Annotated in this window: 17 protein-coding genes; 14 read left to right on the top strand and 3 right to left on the bottom strand. The window is 64.4% G+C overall.

From position 1 onward, the window contains the following. Positions 1 to 107: 107 nt before the first annotated feature. On the top strand, positions 108 to 779 hold the full coding sequence (locus P0D73_RS16150) for an HAD family hydrolase (protein WP_408177130.1): 672 nt from the start codon (positions 108 to 110) through the stop codon (positions 777 to 779). 22 nt (positions 780 to 801) lie between these two features. Then, positions 802 to 1,941, top strand: a complete 1,140-nt coding sequence (locus tag P0D73_RS16145; protein ID WP_408432017.1) for a DSD1 family PLP-dependent enzyme — start codon at positions 802 to 804, stop codon at positions 1,939 to 1,941. A gap of 22 nt (positions 1,942 to 1,963) precedes the next feature. On the opposite strand, the gene hpaR is transcribed toward P0D73_RS16145, so the two are convergent. Further along, positions 1,964 to 2,371, bottom strand: a complete 408-nt coding sequence (gene hpaR, locus P0D73_RS16140; protein ID WP_042277081.1) for a homoprotocatechuate degradation operon regulator HpaR — start codon at positions 2,369 to 2,371, stop codon at positions 1,964 to 1,966. A gap of 180 nt (positions 2,372 to 2,551) precedes the next feature. Here hpaR and P0D73_RS16135 point away from each other — a divergent pair, with 180 nt between their 5' ends. The 7 genes from P0D73_RS16135 to hpaI all read left to right on the top strand — a co-directional run bounded on the left by P0D73_RS16135 (position 2,552) and on the right by hpaI (position 8,603). Next, a complete protein-coding gene (locus P0D73_RS16135) occupies positions 2,552 to 3,325 on the top strand; it encodes a fumarylacetoacetate hydrolase family protein (RefSeq protein WP_408177128.1) in 774 nt (257 codons plus the stop codon). After that, positions 3,322 to 4,080 carry a fumarylacetoacetate hydrolase family protein gene (locus P0D73_RS16130; RefSeq protein ID WP_408177127.1) on the top strand — a complete coding sequence of 253 codons (759 nt, stop codon included), beginning with the start codon at positions 3,322 to 3,324 and terminating at the stop codon, positions 4,078 to 4,080. The genes P0D73_RS16135 and P0D73_RS16130 overlap by 4 nt, the downstream gene beginning before the upstream one ends. Positions 4,081 to 4,124: 44 nt before the next feature. Further along, positions 4,125 to 5,582: a 5-carboxymethyl-2-hydroxymuconate semialdehyde dehydrogenase gene (gene hpaE / locus P0D73_RS16125; protein ID WP_408177126.1), complete on the top strand. Its 1,458-nt coding sequence runs from the start codon at positions 4,125 to 4,127 to the stop codon at positions 5,580 to 5,582. Positions 5,583 to 5,667: 85 nt separating this feature from the next. Beyond that, positions 5,668 to 6,531, top strand: a complete 864-nt coding sequence (gene hpaD, locus P0D73_RS16120) for a 3,4-dihydroxyphenylacetate 2,3-dioxygenase (protein ID WP_408177125.1) — start codon at positions 5,668 to 5,670, stop codon at positions 6,529 to 6,531. Between the two features lie 21 nt (positions 6,532 to 6,552). Further along, positions 6,553 to 6,954 carry a 5-carboxymethyl-2-hydroxymuconate Delta-isomerase gene (locus P0D73_RS16115; RefSeq protein WP_408177124.1) on the top strand — a complete coding sequence of 134 codons (402 nt, stop codon included), beginning with the start codon at positions 6,553 to 6,555 and terminating at the stop codon, positions 6,952 to 6,954. A gap of 20 nt (positions 6,955 to 6,974) precedes the next feature. Next, positions 6,975 to 7,778 carry a 2-oxo-hept-4-ene-1,7-dioate hydratase gene (gene hpaH / locus P0D73_RS16110; protein ID WP_408177123.1) on the top strand — a complete coding sequence of 268 codons (804 nt, stop codon included), beginning with the start codon at positions 6,975 to 6,977 and terminating at the stop codon, positions 7,776 to 7,778. 21 nt (positions 7,779 to 7,799) lie between these two features. Then, positions 7,800 to 8,603, top strand: coding sequence for a 4-hydroxy-2-oxoheptanedioate aldolase (hpaI, locus tag P0D73_RS16105; protein ID WP_408177122.1), 804 nt, complete (start codon positions 7,800 to 7,802; stop codon positions 8,601 to 8,603). Positions 8,604 to 8,651: 48 nt separating this feature from the next. Here hpaI and P0D73_RS16100 read toward each other — a convergent pair whose 3' ends face one another. Continuing rightward, positions 8,652 to 10,985 carry a diguanylate cyclase gene (locus P0D73_RS16100; RefSeq protein WP_408177121.1) on the bottom strand — a complete coding sequence of 778 codons (2,334 nt, stop codon included), beginning with the start codon at positions 10,983 to 10,985 and terminating at the stop codon, positions 8,652 to 8,654. Between the two features lie 118 nt (positions 10,986 to 11,103). After that, complete coding sequence (locus tag P0D73_RS16095) at positions 11,104 to 12,249, bottom strand: GGDEF domain-containing protein (RefSeq protein ID WP_408177120.1); 1,146 nt, start codon at positions 12,247 to 12,249, stop codon at positions 11,104 to 11,106. A gap of 557 nt (positions 12,250 to 12,806) precedes the next feature. On the opposite strand from P0D73_RS16095, the gene bcsD reads away from it, so the two are divergent. The 5 genes from bcsD to bcsB all read left to right on the top strand — a co-directional run bounded on the left by bcsD (position 12,807) and on the right by bcsB (position 19,890). Further along, positions 12,807 to 13,262: a cellulose biosynthesis protein BcsD gene (bcsD, locus tag P0D73_RS16090; RefSeq protein WP_132382504.1), complete on the top strand. Its 456-nt coding sequence runs from the start codon at positions 12,807 to 12,809 to the stop codon at positions 13,260 to 13,262. A 204-nt stretch (positions 13,263 to 13,466) separates the two neighbouring features. Next, positions 13,467 to 14,357: a cellulose biosynthesis protein BcsP gene (bcsP, locus tag P0D73_RS16085; RefSeq protein ID WP_408432012.1), complete on the top strand. Its 891-nt coding sequence runs from the start codon at positions 13,467 to 13,469 to the stop codon at positions 14,355 to 14,357. Further along, positions 14,354 to 15,142 (top strand): cellulose biosynthesis protein BcsQ, encoded by a 789-nt coding sequence (gene bcsQ / locus P0D73_RS16080; protein WP_132382501.1) that lies wholly within the window; start codon positions 14,354 to 14,356, stop codon positions 15,140 to 15,142. The genes bcsP and bcsQ overlap by 4 nt, the downstream gene beginning before the upstream one ends. After that, entirely contained in the window at positions 15,139 to 17,343 is a 2,205-nt protein-coding gene (bcsA, locus tag P0D73_RS16075) for a UDP-forming cellulose synthase catalytic subunit (protein ID WP_132382499.1), read from the top strand. Before bcsQ ends, bcsA begins: the two co-directional genes overlap by 4 nt. A gap of 3 nt (positions 17,344 to 17,346) precedes the next feature. Beyond that, the gene (gene bcsB / locus P0D73_RS16070; protein WP_408432010.1) at positions 17,347 to 19,890 is read left to right on the top strand and encodes a cellulose biosynthesis cyclic di-GMP-binding regulatory protein BcsB; all 2,544 of its coding nucleotides are present in this window, start codon (positions 17,347 to 17,349) and stop codon (positions 19,888 to 19,890) included.

The raw sequence follows: 19,890 nt of genomic DNA, 5'->3' as shown, positions 1-19,890 counted from the left end.
AACTGGATCATTCATTCTGACTGAATCTAAGAGTTAAGCCATCTGAACGCCGCGCCGCTGATGAAACTTTATAATCAGCTCACCGTCCGCTGCTGGTCAAATCAATCATGACTCGTGCCTCTGTGCCTGCCGCCTATCCCAAAGCGGTCCTGTTCGACCTCCTGACCGCCTTGCTCGACTCATGGACCTCATGGAATCGCGCGGCCGGTTCCGAACAGGCGGGCCGTGCATGGCGCGCCGCCTATCTGCGGCTGACCTACGGCTGCGGCTCATACATTGCGTATGAACAACTGGTGCGCGAAGCCGCCGCACAAGTCGGCCTGCCCGAATCCGCCGCGCTCGCGCTCGAAGCAGACTGGCTGACGCTCGCGCCGTGGAGCGGCGCCGTCGACACGTTGCAAACGCTCGCGCCGCATTGCAAGCTAGCGGTCGTGACCAACTGCTCCACGCGGCTCGGCACACAGGCGGCCCAGCTCTTGCCGGTCCGCTGGGACGCGATCGTCACCGCCGAAGAGGCCGGCGTATATAAACCGGACCCGCTGCCGTACCGCCTCGCGCTCGAAAAACTCGGCGTCCGGGCCCATGAAGCCGCGTTCGTGGCCGGCTCCAGCTACGACATGTTCGGCACCGCCGCCGTCGGCTTGCGGACGTATTGGCACAACCGCGTCGGCCTGCCGCTCGTAAGCGGCGCACGGCCGCCCGAGATCCAGTCGCCGACGCTCGATTCGCTCGTTCCGTGGCTCGCTCGCTTCGGCACGAACCAGCATGACTCCGCATGACTCCATTTTCCCCGGTGAAAGCATGAAACTCGACCAGATTGAAACCCCAGCCGCGTTGATCGACATCGCACGGATGCAAAGGAACATCGCGCGCATGCAAGGGCATATGAACACGCTCGGCGTCGCGTTTCGTCCGCACGTGAAGACCACCAAGTGCATCGACGTGGTCCGCGCGCAGATCGCCGCCGGCGCGCGCGGCGTCACGGTGTCCACGTTGAAGGAAGCGGAGGCGTTCTTCGCCGCCGGTGTCGACGACATTCTTTACGCCGTCAGCATGGCTCCGTCGAAGCTGCCGAGAGCGCTCGCGCTGCGCCGCCAGGGCTGCAATCTGAAGCTCGTGGTGGACAATCCGACGGCCGCCTCCGCAATCGCCGCATACGGCGATCAGCACGGCGAAACCTTCGAGGTGTGGATCGAAGTGGATACGGACGGGCACCGCTCAGGCATCACACCCGAACAGGACACGCTGCTCGAAGTGGGCCGGATTCTGCATGAGAACGGCGTCAAGGTGGGTGGCGTGATGACCCATGCCGGTTCGAGCTACGAGCTCGATACGCCGGAAGCGCTCGCCGCGCTCGCTGAGCAGGAACGCGCGGGCTGCGTGCGCGCGGCCCAGCGGTTGCGCGAAGCCGGCATTGCATGCCCGGCGGTCAGCGTCGGCTCGACGCCCACTGCCCTCGCCGCCACGCAGTTAGAGGGCGTCACGGAAGTGCGCGCCGGTGTGTATGTGCTGTTCGACCTCGTCATGCACAACATCGGCGTGTGCGCGCTTGACGACATCGCGCTCAGCGTGCTCGCCACCGTGATCGGTCATCAGGCGGACAAGGGCTGGGCGATTCTCGACGCGGGCTGGATGGCGATGAGCCGGGATCGCGGCACGTCGAAGCAGTCGCACGATTTCGGCTACGGCCAGCCGTGTTTGCTGAACGGCACGCCGCTGCCCGGGTACGTGGTCAGCGGCGCCAACCAGGAGCACGGCATTCTGTCGCCGATAGTTGAAAACGCGGACGCCGCCGACGATGTCACGCAGCGCTTCCCGATCGGCATGAAACTGCGCATTCTGCCGAATCACGCGTGCGCCACCGGCGCGCAGTTTCCCGAGTATCACGCGGTGGCGCCGGACGGCAACAGTGTAGAGTGGCGGCGCTTTCAGGGCTGGTGAAGCGAGCATCTGAACCGCTACATCACTCGTCCTCTTCCTCCAGACCCGCCAGCAGATCGTCGACCGCGCGATACACGCGCTCGACGATCTCCGGTCCCACCTTGCGCTCCAGTTCGCGGTAATGCGCTTCGAGATCCTTCGAAATCACGCGCACCAATTCCACGCTCGTATCGGTCAGCGACACCAGCACGCGCCGCTGATCTTCGGCGAAACGCTCCTTGGTCACCAGTTCCATGCTCTCCATGCGCGCGAGCACGCCGGCCATGCTCGGGCTCGAAATCGTGCAGATATCGGAAATGTGGCGCGGCTCCATCGGACCGTGCTCGTTGAGCGCGCGAATCACGCGCCACTGCTGTTCGGTCAATCCATGTGCGGTAATCAACGGACGAAACCGCTCCATCATTTTTTCTCTGGCGCGCAGCAACAACATCGGCAGGTTGCGGTGCAAAACTCGGGTCGAGGCGGAAGCGGACATGTTGGAAGATGATTAAAAAGCAGCCGTCGAAGCTTAAGGGAAAACCCGCGATCAGCCGACAGGCTATTGACCATGGATGATATCAAGCGCAATACTACTAACATGTTAGTGTTTTTGCCGAGAGACAGCTAATTTATGTTTGCACTAGCCGATCATCTGCTGCATCCCGAAGGCGAAGCGTTGCCACGCGACGTGGATGCGCGCACCGCGGCCGCGCTGCTCGCACGCGGCACGGCCTGCCGCGCGCCGGTTGGCGGCGCTGTCTATGGAACCTTGCTGAACGACCGCGCCGCGCTCGATGCGCTGGGCGACGCGGTGCACGCCGCGCCATATAAAGCGCCGCCGAAAGCGCCGGTGCTCTATCTGAAGCCGCGCAATACGCTCGCCGGGCATCGCGCGCGGGTCGTCGTGCCGGACGATGCGTTGGGCGTGGAAGTCGGCGCGTCGCTCGGCATCGTGATCGGCCGCACTGCAACACGGGTTAGCGTGGCGCAGGCGTTCGACTACATCGCCGGCTATACGCTGGTCGCCGATCTCAGCGTGCCGCATGCGAGCGTGTACCGGCCATCGGTGCGGTTCCGGGCGCGTGACGGTTTCTGCGTCGTCGGACCGGCCGTGGTTGCGGCGCGTCATGTCGCGACGCCGGACTATCTGGCGATCCGGGTTCAACTCGGGTCACGGGAGGCGTTCACGGCGAGCACCGCGTCATCGGTGCGCAACGTGGCGCAACTGCTCGCGGACGTGACCGATTTCATGACGCTTAGTGCGGGCGACGTCATCACGCTCGGCGTGCCGCATGGTTCGCCTGTCGCGCATATCGGCGACACGGCCACGCTATCGATCGGCGCGATGCCGCCGCTCACGGTGTCGTTCGTCGGCGCCGAAGAAAAAGAAGGAGAACAGCCATGATGCGCGGCCGTGTTGCGTATGCTGGCGCGATTCACGAAGCGTATCCCGACGCCGATGGCGTGCGCCTCGCGGATGGCCGCGTGCGTCGCGAGGATGAAGTGGTGTGGCTCGCGCCGATCGAAGTCGGCACGATCTTCGCACTCGGCCTGAACTACGCTGAGCATGCAAAGGAATTGCAGTTCAACAAGCAGGAAGAGCCGCTCGTGTTTCTCAAGGGACCGGGCACGGTGGTCGGTCATCGCGGCGTGACGCGCCGCCCCGCCGACGTCACCTTCATGCACTACGAGTGCGAACTGGCGGTGGTGATCGGTCAAACCGCGAAAAACGTGAAGCGCGAAAACGCCATGCAATACGTGGCGGGCTACATGATCGCCAACGACTATGCGATCCGCGACTACCTCGAAAACTACTACCGTCCGAACCTGCGCGTGAAGAATCGCGACGGCGGCACGGTGCTCGGCCCCTGGTTCGTCGACGCCGCCGATATCGAAGACGTCACGCAACTCGAATTGCGCACGTTCGTGAACGGCATGCGTCAGCAACACGGCAACACGCGCGATCTCGTCACGGACATCCCGGCGTTGATCGAATACCTGAGCAGCTTCATGACGCTCGCGCCCGGCGACGTGATCCTGACCGGCACGCCGGAAGGCGTCGTCAACGTCAACGCGGGAGACGAAGTGATCTGCGAAATCGACGGCCTGGGCCGTCTCGTCAATACGATTGCATCCGACGCGGACTTCAAGCGCGCCTGATCGGGGTGCGGTGCATGGGATCAAAAAAGAGAAAGGACAAGGCAATGCGAATCGAACATCTGATCAACGGCAAGACCGGCGCGACGAAAGACTACTTCGAAACCGTCAATCCGGCCACCCAGGAAGTGCTAGCCGAAGTCGCGCGAGGCGGCGAGAAAGAAGTCGACGCCGCCGTGCGCGCCGCCAAAGACGCGTTTCCCGCCTGGGCCGGCAAGCCCGCCGCGGAACGCGCGAAGCTGGTGCGCAAGCTCGGCGAACTGATCGCGAAGAACGTGTCGGAGATCTCGGAGACCGAAACGAAGGACACCGGCCAGACGATCTCGCAGACGCGCAAGCAGCTCGTACCGCGCGCCGCCGACAACTTCACCTATTTCGCCGAGATGTGCACGCGTGTCGACGGCCATACGTATCCCACCGATACACATCTGAACTACACGCTATTCCATCCGGTTGGCGTGTGCGCGCTGATCTCGCCGTGGAACGTGCCGTTCATGACGGCCACCTGGAAAGTCGCGCCCTGTCTCGCGTTCGGCAACACCGCGGTGCTGAAGATGAGCGAACTCTCGCCGCTCACGGCCGCGATGCTCGGCAACCTCGCGCTCGAGGCCGGCATTCCGGCCGGCGTGCTGAACGTGGTGCACGGCTTCGGCAAGGACACCGGTGAACCGCTCGTCGCGCATCCGGACGTGCATGCCGTGTCGTTCACCGGATCGACGGCGACCGGCAACCGCATTGTGCAAACCGCGGGGCTGAAAAAGTTTTCGATGGAACTCGGCGGCAAGTCGCCCTTCGTCATTTTCGACGACGCCGATTTCGAGCGCGCGCTCGACGCCGCCGTGTTCATGATCTTCTCGAACAACGGCGAACGCTGCACGGCGGGTTCGCGCATTCTCGTGCAACGCTCTATTTACGCGCGCTTTGCCGAGCGTTTCATCGAGCGTGCAAAGCGGTTGAGCGTGGGCGATCCGCTGTCCGACAGCACCATTGTCGGCCCCATGATCAGTCAGGGCCATTTGGCGAAGGTGCGCAGCTACATCGAACTTGGCCCGAAAGAAGGCGCGACGCTCGCGTGCGGCGGCCTCGACATGCCGGAGCTGCCCGACGCCATGCGCAAAGGCAACTTCGTGCAGCCCACCGTGTTCGTCGATGTCGACAATCGCATGCGCATCGCGCAGGAAGAGATCTTCGGCCCGGTCGCCTGCCTGATTCCGTTCGACGACGAAGCCGACGCGATCAGACTCGCCAACGATATCTCCTACGGCCTGTCGAGCTACATCTGGACCGAGAGCAGCGGCCGCGCGTTGCGCGTCGCCGCCGCCGTCGAAGCCGGCATGTGTTTCGTCAACAGCCAGAACGTGCGCGATCTGCGCCAGCCGTTCGGTGGCACCAAGGCATCGGGCGTGGGCCGTGAAGGCGGCACATGGAGCTATGAAGTGTTCCTCGAACCGAAGAATGTTTGCGTATCGCTAGGCTCACATCACATTCCGCGCTGGGGCGTTTGAACCATCGGTGCCGGCGCATGAAGCGCCGGTGCGTTTTCAGCGCGAGCGCCTCATGCGCCGCGCGGCAGCAGACTTGGAGACCGCGATGGGCAAACTCGCATTGGCAGCAAAAGTCACACACGTGCCGTCGTTATATCTGTCCGAACTCGACGGTCCGCATAAAGGCTGCCGACAACCGGCAATCGACGGCCATCATGAAATCGGCCGGCGTTGCCGCGAGCTGGGCGTCGATACGATCGTCGTGTTCGACGTGCATTGGCTCGTGAACAGCGAATACCACATCAACTGCGCGCCGAATTTCGAAGGCGTCTATACGAGCAACGAACTGCCGCATTTCATCAAGAACATGCCGTATGCGTATCCGGGCAATGCCGGCCTCGGCAACCTGATCGCGGAAGTCGCCAACGAAATGGGCGTGAAAAGCCGCGCGCACAGCGAGACCACGCTCGAACTCGAATACGGCACGCTCGTGCCGATGCGCTACATGAATGGCGATCAGCATTTCAAAACCGTCTCGGTCGCAGGCTGGTGCATGTGGCACGACCTCGACACCAGCGCGCGCTTCGGCCTCGCGGTGCGCAAGGCTATTGAAGAGCACTACGACGGCACCGTGGCGATTCTGGCAAGCGGGTCGCTCAGCCACCACTTCGCCAACAACGGCACGGCCGAGCAGTTCATGCACAAGGTATGGAGTCCGTTTCTCGAGCAGATGGACCGCAGGGTGGTCGAACTGTGGGAAGCCGGCGACTGGAAAACCTTCTGCGAGATGCTGCCGCTCTATAACGAAAAGTGCTGGGGCGAAGGCGGCATGCACGACACCGCGATGCTGCTCGGCGCGCTCGGCTGGGATCGTTACGACGGCAAGGTGGAAGTCGTCACGCCCTACTTCGGCAGTTCGGGCACCGGCCAGATCAACGCGATCTTCCCCGTTACGCCCCTGCCCGCCTGAGTTCCAAGGAAGGAGATCACTGTGCCGCATCTGACACTCGAATACAGCGCCAATCTCGCCGGCGAAGAAAGTATCGGTCAACTGTGCCACGCGCTCGCGCGGGGCCTCGACGCGCAACGCGAGAACGAACAGCGCGTCTATCCGCTCGGCGGCATCCGCGTGCGCGCGCTGCGCTGCGAACAGTACTGCATCGCCGACGGACGCGCTGACGCCGCGTTCCTGCATGCGAATCTGAAGATCGGCGCAGGCCGTTCCGAGGCCGCGAAAAAGGCCACCGGCGACGCGCTATTCGCGCTGATCAAGCAGCACTTCGCCACTGAATTCGCACAGAAGGGTCTGGCGTTGTCGCTGGAGATCAATGAATTCAGCGAAGCCGGTACCTGGAAACATAACAACTTGCACGCGCGCCTGATGGCTGAGTAGCGGCACTGAGAGAATCCATCATGCTAGACGAACAGACTATCCGAGACCTCGCGGCACAACTCGACCACGCTGAGAAAACGCGCACGCAACTGCGCCACTTCTCCGCCGCGTATCCGCAGATGACCGTGCAGGACGGCTACGCGATTCAACGCGAATGGGTCAAGCTCAAGCTCGCCGAAGGCCACGTGATCAAGGGCCGCAAAATCGGCCTCACCTCGCGCGCGATGCAGCGTTCGTCGCAGATCGACGAACCCGACTACGCGCCTCTGCTCGACAGCATGTTCATCGAAAACGGCCAGGATATTCGCGCGGACCGCTTCATTGCACCGCGCGTGGAAGTCGAACTGGCGTTCGTGTTGAGCAAACCCTTGAAGGGCCCCGGTGTCACGCTGTTCGACGTGCTGGACGCAACCGCTTACGTGAGCCCGGCGGTGGAAATCATCGACGCGCGCATCGAACAGTTCGACCGCGAAACCAGGGCGCCGCGCAAGGTCTACGACACGATCTCGGACTTCGCGGCGAATGCGGGCATCGTGCTGGGCGGACGTCCCGTGCGTCCGCTGGATGTCGACTTGCGCTGGGTCGGCGCGTTGCTCTACAAGAACGGCACGGTCGAAGAAAGCGGCCTCGCGGCGGCGGTGCTGAATCATCCGGCCACCGGCGTTGCCTGGCTCGCCAACAAGATCGCCCAATTCGACGAAACGCTCAACGCGAACGATGTGATCCTGAGCGGCTCCTTCACCAGTCCGATCCCCGCGCGCGCAGGCGACACCTTCCACGTCGACTACGGTCCGTTGGGCGGCATCGGTTTGAATTTCATCTGAGCTCATTCGAGTCGACACGCCATGTCACTACCGCAAAACACATTCAAGCGCGCACTCGCCGAAGGCAAGCCGCAATTCGGCCTGTGGGCCGCGCTCGCCGACGCCTACGTAACCGAACTACTGGCCACCGCCGGTTTCGACTGGCTGCTGATCGACAACGAGCATGCGCCGAACGACGTGCGCAGCACGCTCGCCCAATTGCAGGCGGTGGCCGCGTATGCATCGCATCCGGTGGTGCGTCCGGTGCGCAGCGACAGCGCGTTGATCAAGCAATTGCTCGACATCGGCGCGCAGACCCTGTTGCTGCCGATGATCGACACCGCCGACGAGGCCGCCGACGCGGTTGCAGCCACGCGTTATCCGCCGCAAGGCATTCGCGGCGTGGGCAGTGCGTTGGCGCGCGCGTCGCGCTGGAGCCGGATACCGGATTACCTGACCACGGCGGCAAACGAGTTGTGCGTGCTGGTGCAGGTCGAGACCGTGCAGGGCATGGAAAATCTGCCGGCGATCGCGGCAGTGGACGGCGTCGACGGCGTGTTTTTCGGTCCGTCGGACCTGAGCGCGTCGATGGGACTGCTGGGCAAACCCGGCCATCCCACTGTGCGGGAAGCGATTCGCAACGGCATCCAGACCGTGCGGCGCGCGGGCAAAGCGGCAGGTGTGCTCGCGCCCGATCCCGCGATTGCCGCCGACTATCTCGAAGCGGGCGCGACCTTCGTGGCGGTCGGCACGGACACGGGTTTGCTGAGCCGCGCGGCGGCGGATCTGGCGGGGTCGTATAAAACGACCGCAGCGCTGGCGGCGTCGCCAAAGGGCGGGTATTGAAGGAATCCGTTCAGCGGAAACACGCGGGGCCGCGGCGCGGGAAACGCCCTATTCCCCCGCGGGCCACGGCAAGCCCGACGCCGACCAGTCCAGTTCCACACCGATCACGGATCGCTCGGCGGCGAACTGCAGCGCCAGCGTCACCGCGATACACGGCCTGCCGCTGGCCAGCGACAGATAGGGATTACTCGACACCGCCACGCCCGGCAACAACACCGCATTGCGGAAATACGGCCGATGATCCCAGCGCGCATCGCGCGGATTCGCCACGGGTTGCAGCGACGCCCCGTCCGTGCTCCAGGCCGGCCCCTGCACCTCATGACCGATCTGCCTGCCCGAGTCGTCGAGGATGAAACAGCTGATGCAGCGCTCGAACCTCGCCAGCGAAGCGAACGCCTCCTCCATGGCCACGCCGGCCAGCAACGCATCGGCGGCGAGCCGCAAGGCGACCCGGTAAGGCTCCACTTCGGTTTCGAACAACGCGTACTGATGCGCCCGCCCTTGGGCGATCACATCGAAAGCTTCGTCGATACGCCGATGCACCGACTCTGGAGGCGCGATCTCCTTAGCCGGCCGCCCGAGCAGATAGCCCTGCGCGAAATCCACATTCGATTCCACCGCGAGAATCAGTTCCTCCGTGGTCTCCACGCCCTCCACGACCACCAGCATCCCCGCGAGGTGCAGCAGCGAAACGAGCTTGGGCAGAATTGGCTGCTCGGTGCCGTGGCCCGTCGCGCGAATCAGTTCGCCGTCGAGCTTGACGAGGTCCGGGCGAATCCTGAACAGGCGGTCGAGATTCGACTGGCCGGCGCCGAAATCGTCGACGGCGATCAGGAAGCCGTGCTTGCGGTACAACGCCGCCGCCCGCGACATGTCGTCGACGCTGCCGCCGTGCGATTCGAGAATCTCCAGAATCACCCGTTCAGGTTCGAGCCCCACGGCCCGCACGATCTTCGCCAGTTGATCGGCATAGCCTTCGGCAATGAACGTGGCCGGCAGAATGTTGAGGAAGAGCCACGCGTCGTCCGGCAGCGACTTGCGCGCATGAGCCAGATGCACGACATGGCTCGCGCGGTCGAGCGCGCCTTCGTCGCTCGAAGGCCTGGGCGCGAACAGCACCGCGGGCGGCACCAGCGTGCCGTCGTCCTGCTCGCCGCGCAGCAAGGCCTCGAAGCCCACCTGCTTCTGATGCGACAGACTGTAGAGCGGCTGGAAATGCGACGTGAGGTAGTACTCCTCCCAGCGATGCCGCCGCACTGCCGCCCCGCTCTCGTCGGATCCGTCGTCGGCCAGCAGTTGCAGCGCTTCGCGCGGCAGCGCGCGCTCGGCGCACACCCGGTTTCTGCCCGAGTGCTTGGCGCGCAGCAAGGCTTCGTCGGCGCGATCGAGCAGCACCATGATGTTTTCGCCGCTGCGGTGCTCCGCCACGCCGAAGCTCGCGGTCAGACGGCCGTCCGGCCGCTCGATCGCTGCAATCGCATGGCGCAGCCGTTCGGCCACATGAAGCGCGCCCGTGAGGCTGTCGCGCAGCAACAGCGCGAATTCCTCGCCGCCGATCCGGCTCACGCTGTCGTCCGCGGAAATCTCTTCCATCAGCACCTGGGCGACCTGATAGAGCGCGTGGTCGCCGATCGCATGGCCGAAGCGGTCGTTCAAGGATTTGAAGTTGTCGATGTCGAGAAAGATCGCGCTGATCCGCGTATCCGGCGTGACGGTGTCGAGGCGGCGCTCGGCCTGCTTGACGAACGCACGGCGGTTTTGCAGGCCGGTCAGCGGGTCGGTCGCGGCGAGTTGCGCGAGCTGGCTCTCCAGCAGAAAGTGGTTGCGGCGAAACCGGTAGAAGCCGAAATGAAACACCGCGGAAGTCGGCACGCCGATCGCCACGATCCACATCCACACGACGGTATCGACGTCATGCGGCAGCGGCGCGCCGAACAGCAGCGCGAACGCCGTCGTATAGAAGAGCACGCTGCCGGTGATGAAGTGGGCGGGCGTGAGCCACAGTGGCGCGGCGCAGATCGGGATCACGACCATCGCGGGCAGCGTCCACAGCAGCGGCTGCGCGACACCGGCGATGTTCACCGCGAGTCCCACCAGCAGCACCTGCGAGTAAGCGACGCCGATGAAGCCGAAGGTCCACGTCGACTTTGTGCGCGGAATCGCCAGCACGAGTAAGCCGAGCAGCAGCGCGCACGCGAGCCGGTAGGCGAGCGGCGCGGCCGGGCCGTCGACGAGATTGCGCGCCCCGATGAAGCACAGGAACGCGACCACGGTGAACGCCATGGTCATGGTGGACAGCGGACGCTGATGTTCGAGCGAGCGCCGGTGGAAGCGATCGCGCAAACCGGTGTCGGACGGGTGCTGCGTTGAGCTGGAAAGCATATTGATAGGTATCAGGCTGGTTCCGGTCACTCTGCCAATGGATATCGGCAAATGTCTGATAAATATTTATGCCTTCCACACAAATAGAACGAAGATTGTCGTTCCCGGCCCCTCCGCCCTACGCCGCCATCACGCGATTGCGACCCGACGCCTTGGCGGCATACAGCGCGCCGTCCGCGCGCGCCATCAGTTGAGCGAGCGATTCATCGCGCCGCAGCTGGTCCACGCCGACGCTGAAGGTGTAGCGCAGCCCACGCGGCAACTCGTCCGGCGCGGCCCCGGCGAGCCGGGCCCGCAAGCGGTCGAGCAGTTTCACGGCTTCAGCGGTGCCGGTGGCCGGGCATAGCACGCCGAATTCCTCGCCACCCAGCCGGCCGAACACATCGCCGACCCGCAGGTTGCGGGCGACGAACGTGGCGAAGTGGTTCAGCACCTGATCGCCGGCGGCGTGGCCGTAGTTGTCGTTGACCGCCTTGAACGAGTCGATGTCGATGATCGCCAGTGCCACCGGCGAGCGGGTCCGCAGCGACGCGTTCAGCAGCGCGTCGCCGATCGCGAGAAACGCGCGGCGCGATAGCGCGCCGGTCAGGTCGTCGACATTGGCGAGCCGTTCGAGCCGTTCGGCGAGGCGGTCGTGTGCCAGCATCACCACGCCGATCGAAAGACAGGGCGGCGCAAGAATGCCGAGCGCAAGAAATACGATGTTGGACGGCGACACTTGCAGGAGCCCGGTCTGCGTCAGCAAACCGAAGCCGTACATGAGCCCGCGCGAAGTATGCCCGGCACATAGCAGGACGCCTGCCACCGCGAGGAAGTAATAGCTGTAGCGCGGCCGGTTCGCAGGACGGCCGCGCAGCATGATCACGGCAAGCGCGGCATAAAGGCCCGCATGAAATGCCGACACCAGTGCGACGCGCGCGTTGAAGTTCGGCGCGGCAAAGGTCCAGTACGAGATGCCGAACAGCACGACGACGAGGCCGGCGTAAGCCGGCCACGGTCGCGCGCGGCGCCCCAGAAAGCGCAAACAGCCTTCGACCACCAGCAGCAGCGAAGCCGCCAGCAACAAGTTGGACGCCACGAAGGTCAGCCAGCGCGACGCATGGCCTTGCAAGGCGAAAGCGAGCAGCGCGACGATCGCGATCGCGTTGGCCGAGATCCAGTAACCGACGCCGGGAATCGCCGCGCGCCACAACGAGCCGAGCACGGCCATCGCCATGGCGCTCGACAACACGGTGACCAGAAGAATACTGAGTGGATTGAGCATTGAAGTGAATTGAATCAAACGGCATCGTGAACATGCGCCACGTACGCACGTGCTTTTTCTGTGTGCAACCCGCTGCAAGTTCGCAAGCTTAGCGGCTCGCGCAAAAAATGGGCACGCAAGCACCGCGAAAGATTTAGAAAGACTTACCGACGGGCAGTGATCGCGCTGCTTGCGCGCGATCGCCAAGCGTTGCATTTATCACGAAACGAAAGCGTTAAATCAGCTGCGGAAACGCGCCGTTAATAGAGTCACGACGGAAGCATTCTTACCGGACATCCACGTTGGATAAGCCAACCGGCGAATCGAGCAGCAAAAATTACTTAATCGAAAATGCATCCATCGCAATCGATTGCGCGTATAAACAGACGAATGGAAAGTGGCTAAAAGTTAATGTCTTAAGTAGACTGCTTCGAAGTGTGGTGGACAGACTAGACAACCCGGTAAAACTAACCTAGGCCGCGTGCAATACGCGATTTCCCGCAACACTTTTTCCTTGCACCCGGCCGTGGGGCTCCGACTTCTTATGCGGCTGAAGCAACGGCCATTCCCCGGAAAACATGGTCCCAATTCTCGATTACCTGCTGGAACGCCAAATCTCGCCGCAGTGGCGCGGCATGCTGACCGCCTTGGCCACCGAATTCGAAGCGCAGATAGGCCGCGACGAATTGCGCCAATTGATGCATCGCGTCGGCAGCCGGTTTGCGGCGGCGCATCCGCTGCCCGCCTGCGACTCCACCGCCGAACTCGCGCGAACCTTGAACCTGTACTGGCATGAGATGGATTGGGGCTACGTCGAATTGGCGGACGAACCCGAGTCATTGCGCATCGTTCACTACTGCGCGCCGTTGCAGGCATTCGGCGGCACGGCGCTTGCATGGACGCCGGCGTTTCTCGAAGGCGTGTATCAGACCTGGTTGAGCGCGTTGGGCGCGCAAGGCTTGTCGGTCGCGCAAACGAGTGGGTACAGCGAGGACACCGCGATCGAGTTCCGTCTGGGACGTCATCCTGTTTGAACGCCGCACGTTGATGAACATGTGGCCTGGATTGGTGGGCCGCGTTTGTGAATGGACACGGTAGCAATGAGCCGTAGAGAAACGCGCCAGACCGGTGCGCGTGAAGTAGCAGTGAAGTAGCGGAACAGGCAGGACCAGCGTTTCAGGGCCGCGAACGCAAGTCGGGATCGGGGCAAGGGTAGGTATGAACAAGACGGCGGCACTATGAGCTCATCGAGCGACATCGAAAAACTTTTCGATCATTTTGGCGGTGACGCCAGCGCGTACCAGGAAATCGGCCGCGAAAACGAAGCGCGTTCGGCGCGCACCCGCTGGCCGCTACTAGTGACGCTCGATCTGACCCAGCCGACGATTCCCGCAATCGGGCAGCGTCGCGAGGCCAAGCCTCAGCCGCTCACGGTCGAAGCGCCGGTAGCCGTCGATCGTCAGGACACCACGCCGAAAGATGCGGCCTCCGTGACACGCGCGAAAGCGCCGCTGTTCACCCGTTCGCATCGGCGAGACATTCCGCCGGTTGCCGTGGCCGCGCCGGCGACCGCGCCGAAAGGCGCGTCGCGCTTTGGCGAGCTCGAATCGAAAGATGACGCGACGTCGCAAGCAGCAGTCGGCGCCGCCCGAGTGGAAGGCGTCGCGCCGGTGGCCGCACAAGCCGCGCCGGCTGTTGCTCCGGCTCAGACTGCGCCGGTCGCTTCCGCGCCTCAAGCCGTCCAGGCCGCCGCCATTCCTTTACGGCCGCCAGTGATGCAAACGGTTTCGTCCGCCGTGCCGAGTTGGACTCAAACTCCGGCGCCGGCGCGTGCTTACACGACTGCGACCGCGCCGATTGCACCAACCGCAACAACCGCAACAACCGCACCCGCCGCGCCAACGCAACCCGCTTCGATCCTCGGCAAGCTCTTCGCGCCGGAACCCGCATCCGCACCTCCGCCGCCGCAAGCGGCCGCGACCCGTGGCGAATCCGCGCCGTTGCAAGCGGTCTTCGACCGCCTGCGCGGCACACCCGCTCAACCCACCGCAGCACCGGCCGGCGCCGCGCGCGCCGCCACGCCCGCCACCTCCAACTCGTGGCTGATCAACGGCCCTCGTCGCTCATGAAAGTCATCGCGGTGGTGTCCGCCAAAGGCGGGGTCGGCAAGACCACCCTCGCCGCCAATCTCGCTTCCGTGCTGGCCGCCGGCGGCCGGCGCGTGATCGCGCTCGACCTCGACCCGCAAAACGCGCTGCGTCTGCACTTCGGCGTGCCGCTCGACAGCATCGACGGTTTGTCGCGCGCCACGCTGACGGGCGACCCGTGGCAATCGGTAATGTTCGACGGCGTCGACGGCGTGACCGTGCTGCCCTACGGCGCGTTACTCGAAGACGACCGCCGCCGCTTCGAAGCGCATATCGACCAGGAGCCGCGCTGGCTCGCGCAGTCGTTGCAGAACCTGCGCCTCGATGCATCCGACATCGTGATCATCGACACGCCGCCGGGTTCGTCCGCCTATGTCCGCACCGCCTTGTGCGCGGCCACCTTCACGCTGAACGTCGTGCTCGCGGACGCCGCGTCGTACGCCGCGATTCCGCAGATGGAGCGGCTGATCGAAACCTACGCGGCGCCGCGCGCCGAGTTCGGCGGCGAAGGCTATGTGATCAACCAGATCGACCAGTCGCGCCAACTGACCAAGGACGTCCTCAAGGTGCTGCGCCAGATGCTCGGCGCGAAGCTGTTCCCCGGCGTGATCCATCTCGACGAAGGCGTGAGCGAAGCGCTCGCGTGCGACACCACGCTGATTCACTACGATCCACTCAGCCAGGCGGCCGCCGATTTCAAATCGTGTGGCGCGTGGCTGCTGGCGGCGCTCGACGCGATCGCCGTCTCGCCGAGGAACGTCGCATGAGCACGACTCCATCGCCGGGTCTCGAGCCCGCCGAGCCTTCGCGGCTCGAACGCTTCGTCGACGCGCGTTTCTGGAACAGCCGCATCGTCACCGGACTCGTCACGCTGTTCGCGCTGGTGATGCTGTACTTCGTGTTCACCGTGCCGCTCGCCTTCTACGAACAGTTGACGTTCGCGACCTGCTGCTTCGTGACCGCGCTGATGTTCCGCCGCCTGCAAGGCCGGTACGCGACGATGGTGATGATCATGCTGTCGGTGGTGACCTCGGGCCGCTATATGTACTGGCGGCTGACCGCGACCACGTACTGGGAACATCCGCTCGACGCCGGCTGGGGCCTGCTGCTGGTGGCCGCCGAAGTCTATTCGACCATCGTGCTGCTGCTCGGCTACTTCCAGACCGCCTGGCCGCTCAAGCGCACGCCGATGCCGCTGCCCGCCTCGCGCGACCAATGGCCGACCGTCGACGTGTTCATTCCGACCTACAACGAGCCGCTCTCGGTGGTGAAGCCGACCATCTACGCCGCGCTCGCGCTCGACTATCCGGCCGAGAAGATCTCGATCCACGTGCTCGACGACGGCCGCCGCCCCGAGTTCAAGGCGTTCTGCGAAGAGGTCGGCGTCAACTGGACGATCCGCACGCACAATCGCCACGCCAAGGCCGGCAACATCAACGAAGCGCTGAAGATCACCAGCGGCGAATACCTCGCCATCTTCGACTGCGATCACATTCCGACCCGCTCGTTCCTGCAGATCGGCCTCGGCTGGTTCCTGCGCGACAAGCTGCTGTCGATGCTGCAAACGCCGCACCATTTCTTCTCCGCCGACCCATTCGAGCGCAATCTCGGCACCTTCCGCAAGGTGCCGAACGAAGGCGAACTGTTCTACGGCCTCGTGCAGGACGGCAACGATCTGTGGAACGCCACGTTCTTCTGCGGCTCGTGCGCGTTGCTGCGCCGGACCATGGTCGAGGAGATCGGCGGCATCGCGGTCGAGACCGTGACTGAAGATGCGCACACGGCGCTCAAGCTGCACCGTCTCGGCTACACCACCGCGTATCTGGCGATCCCGCAAGCCGCGGGGCTGGCCACCGAAAGTCTCTCCGGCCACATCGGCCAGCGGATTCGCTGGGCACGCGGCATGACGCAGATTTTCCGGATCGACAATCCGCTCACCGGCAAGGGCCTGAAAATCGGCCAGCGCCTGTGCTATCTGAACGCGATGATGCACTTCTTCTACGGCATCCCGCGTCTGGTGTTCCTGACCGCGCCGCTGTCGTATCTGTTCTTCGGCGCGCACGTGATCGAAGCCGCCGCCAGCACGATCGCGATCTACGCACTGCCGCACATGATGCACGCGAGCATCACCAACTCGCGCATGCAGCGCTCGTTCCGCCATTCGTTCTGGGCCGAAGTGTATGAATCGGTGCTGGCCTCGTACATCACCGCGCCGACGCTGCTCGCGCTGATCAACCCGAAGCTCGGCAAGTTCAACGTGACGGCCAAGGGCGGCCAGATCGAGAAGAACTATTTCGACTGGGCAATCTCGCGGCCCTATCTGTTCCTGCTGTTGCTGAACCTGATCGGCTTCTGCGTGGGCGTCGTGCACATCTATTTCAACTGGCATGTGCGCAGCGTGGTGCAAACCACGATCCTCAACCTCGGCTGGACCACGTACAACATGCTGATTCTCGGCGCGAGCGTGGCCGCCGCGAGCGAGCGCCGGCAGATTCGCGCGGTGCACCGCGTGGCGATGCAGATGCCCGTGATGCTCAAGTTCTCGACCGGCCGCACGCTCGCCTGCGAAACCATCGACTACTCGGAAGGCGGCGTCGGCGTGGCGCTGCCCGCCGCGATCCAGGTGCCGATGCACGAACGCGTAACCGTCTCCCTCTTTCGCGGCGACGAGGAATACGCGTTCCCCGCGACGGTCGGCTTCACCGCGCCAGGCCGCGTGGGCCTGCGCTTCTCAGCGATGACGCGCGAGCAGGAGTACGAGTTCGTCAAGACCACCTTTGCACGCGCCGACGCCTGGACCGGCTGGGCGGAAGGACGGCAGCAGGACACGCCCCTGCGCGGCCTGTCACATGTGCTGACGGTCGGCGCGCGTGGCATCGCGGGGCTGTTCGAGCATCTCTATGCCGACCTTCGCAGTTCGATGAAAAGCCGTCCAATGGACGTCAAGAAGCTAAAAACGAAAGACTGATCTATGTGCAACTGGATGGCGAAGGGCAACATCGAACGCTCGAATCACGAGCGCAGTGGGACCGGATTGCAGATGCGCCGCGTGGCTCGCCCCGGCTCGCAACGGCTGATGCGCGGCCTCGCGTGCTGGCTCGCTTTGCAGACGGCGCTGGCCGCGCCGCTGGCGTCGGCGGCTGAAGTCGTGGCGGCCGGCGGCGGTTCAAGCGCGGCGGGTGCCGTTCAGAGCACGCCTGCCGCTCCGGCTGCGACCGGCGTCGGCAGTGTGAGTGCGCCGAGTCCGGCCGTGCCCTATGATCCGAACGCGATGGCGCAACCGCAACTGGCGACACCGACGCCGGCGCTCGCCGCGTCGTCGGTGAAAGCGTTGGGCATCAGGACGCCGACCACCGCCGAGCCGGGCACGCTCGTGCCGGGCGGCCGCCGTCAAACGCTGACGTTCGCCGATCTCGGCGCGCTCGATCCGCTGCAATTGCGCGGCACCGACGGCCAGAACGGCGTGGCGTTTTCCGTGCGCGGCGACGAAGTGGTGACGGGCGCGGTGCTGCATCTGGTGTATAGCTACTCGCCCGCGCTGCTCGCGAACATCTCGCAGCTCAAGGTGCTGGTGAACGGCGAAGTCGCCGCCACCCTGCCCGTGCCGCACGAACAGGCCGGCATGCTGGTGGCGCGCGACGTCTCGATCGATCCGCGCTTCATCACCGAGTTCAACCATCTGAATGTGCAGTTGATCGGCCATTACACGACGAGTTGCGAAGACCCGGCGAACTCTTCGCTGTGGGCCACCGTCAGCAATGCGAGCTCGCTCGACCTCACGTATGCGTCGCTCGCCAGCAAGCCTGATCTGGCCGCGCTGCCGCAACCGTTCTTCGACCGCCGCGACGTGCGCCGGCTGGAGCTGCCGTTCGTGTTCCCGCAAAAGCCGGGCAATGCCACGCTCGAAGCGGGCGGCATCGTGGCCTCGTGGTTCGGCGCGCTCGCCGGTTATCGCGGCGCGCTGTTTCCGGCGCAACTGGATAACGCGCCGCTGTCGGGCAATGCGGTCGTATTCGCGACTTCCGATCAACGCCCGGCCGGCATCAACATTCCGGCGATCTCCGGCCCGACCATCGCGGTGGTCGATCGCGAGGCGCCGGCGCGCGGCAAGCTGCTGCTCGTGCTCGGGCGCACTGAAGCCGAACTGAAAACCGCCGCCAAGTCGCTCGGCATCGGCCAGAACACCTTGACGGGCCAAAGCGCGACCATCACGCAGTTGAACGAACTCGCGCCGCGCGCGCCGTACGACGCGCCGAACTGGCTGCCCACCAACCGTCCGGTGCGCTTCGGCGAACTCGCCGATCCGCGCGATCTGACCGTGTCCGGTTACGACGCCGACGCCGTGCGTGTGAATCTGCGCGTGCCGCCCGATCTGTTCATGTGGCACACCAAGGGCGCGCCGATCGATCTGCGCTACCGCTACACGGTGCGCCCGCTGCGCGATCGTTCGTCGCTCAACGTGAGCGTGAACAACGGCTTCGTGCAGGCGCTGCCGATTCCGGCCGAGTCCGCTTCCGTGTTCGAGCTGAGCCATTACTTCGCCACCGTGCTGCCGGACAAGACCGCCGAAGCGCGCCGCACCCTGCATATTCCAGCGCTGCTGCTGACGCCGCGCGCGCAGGTGCGCCTGCACTTCTACTACGACATTCCGAATACCGGCGAATGTCACGGGCGTCTGCTCGACAACGTGGTCGGCGCGATCGATCCGAACTCGACCATCGACCTCTCGTCGTTCCCCCACTACATGGCGCTGCCCGATCTGGCCGCGTTCGCCAATAGCGGCTTCCCGTTCACGCGCATGGCGGACCTCTCCGAGACCGCCGTGATCCTGCCGAACGACGCCGATTCGAGCGACTACAGCCTGTATCTGCTGACCATGGGCCGCATGGGCACCTCCACCGGTTATCCGGTCACGGGCGTCACGGTCGGCACCGCCGACGACGCCGACAAGTTCGCCAACAAGGACCTGCTGATCTTCGGCGCGCCGGGCAAGCAGCCGTTGTTGCAGCGCTGGGCAAAGTCGATGCCGTTCTCCAGCGACGGCGACTCGCGCACCTTCCAGCTCACCGACATCGTCTTCAAGCTCGAAGACTGGTGGCATGGCGAACGCGGCGTCGAGCGCACGCCCGCACGCGCCGATCTGACTCTCGTGAGTTCGAACGGCGACGCGCTCCTGACCGGTTTCGAATCGCCGCTGCAAAAGAACCGCAGCGCCGTCGCGCTGGTAAGCGCGGCCGGCCAGTCGGACGCCGATCTGTCCACGGCGCTGCTCGACTCGGACGTGCTGCCGCAGATTCAAGGCGCGATGGCCGTGATCCACGGCCGCACCGTGACCATCACTTCGAATGGCGAGGCGTATTACGTCGGCCATCTGTCGCCGCAGGAGTATCTGCGCTGGGCGCTGTCGTCGCATCCGCTGCTGTTGATGCTGGGCGGCGTGCTCGCCGCGCTGATCATCGCGGGCCTGTTCTACCGGACGCTGCGCTCGATCGCCGCGCGCCGCCTGAAGGACTAA

The sequence above is a fragment of the Paraburkholderia sp. RL18-101-BIB-B genome, assembly GCF_046026985.1.
Taxonomy (GTDB): domain Bacteria; phylum Pseudomonadota; class Gammaproteobacteria; order Burkholderiales; family Burkholderiaceae; genus Paraburkholderia.
The sequence above is the reverse complement of the archived record's forward strand: the minus strand, read 5'-3'. Positions and strand labels throughout refer to the sequence as shown.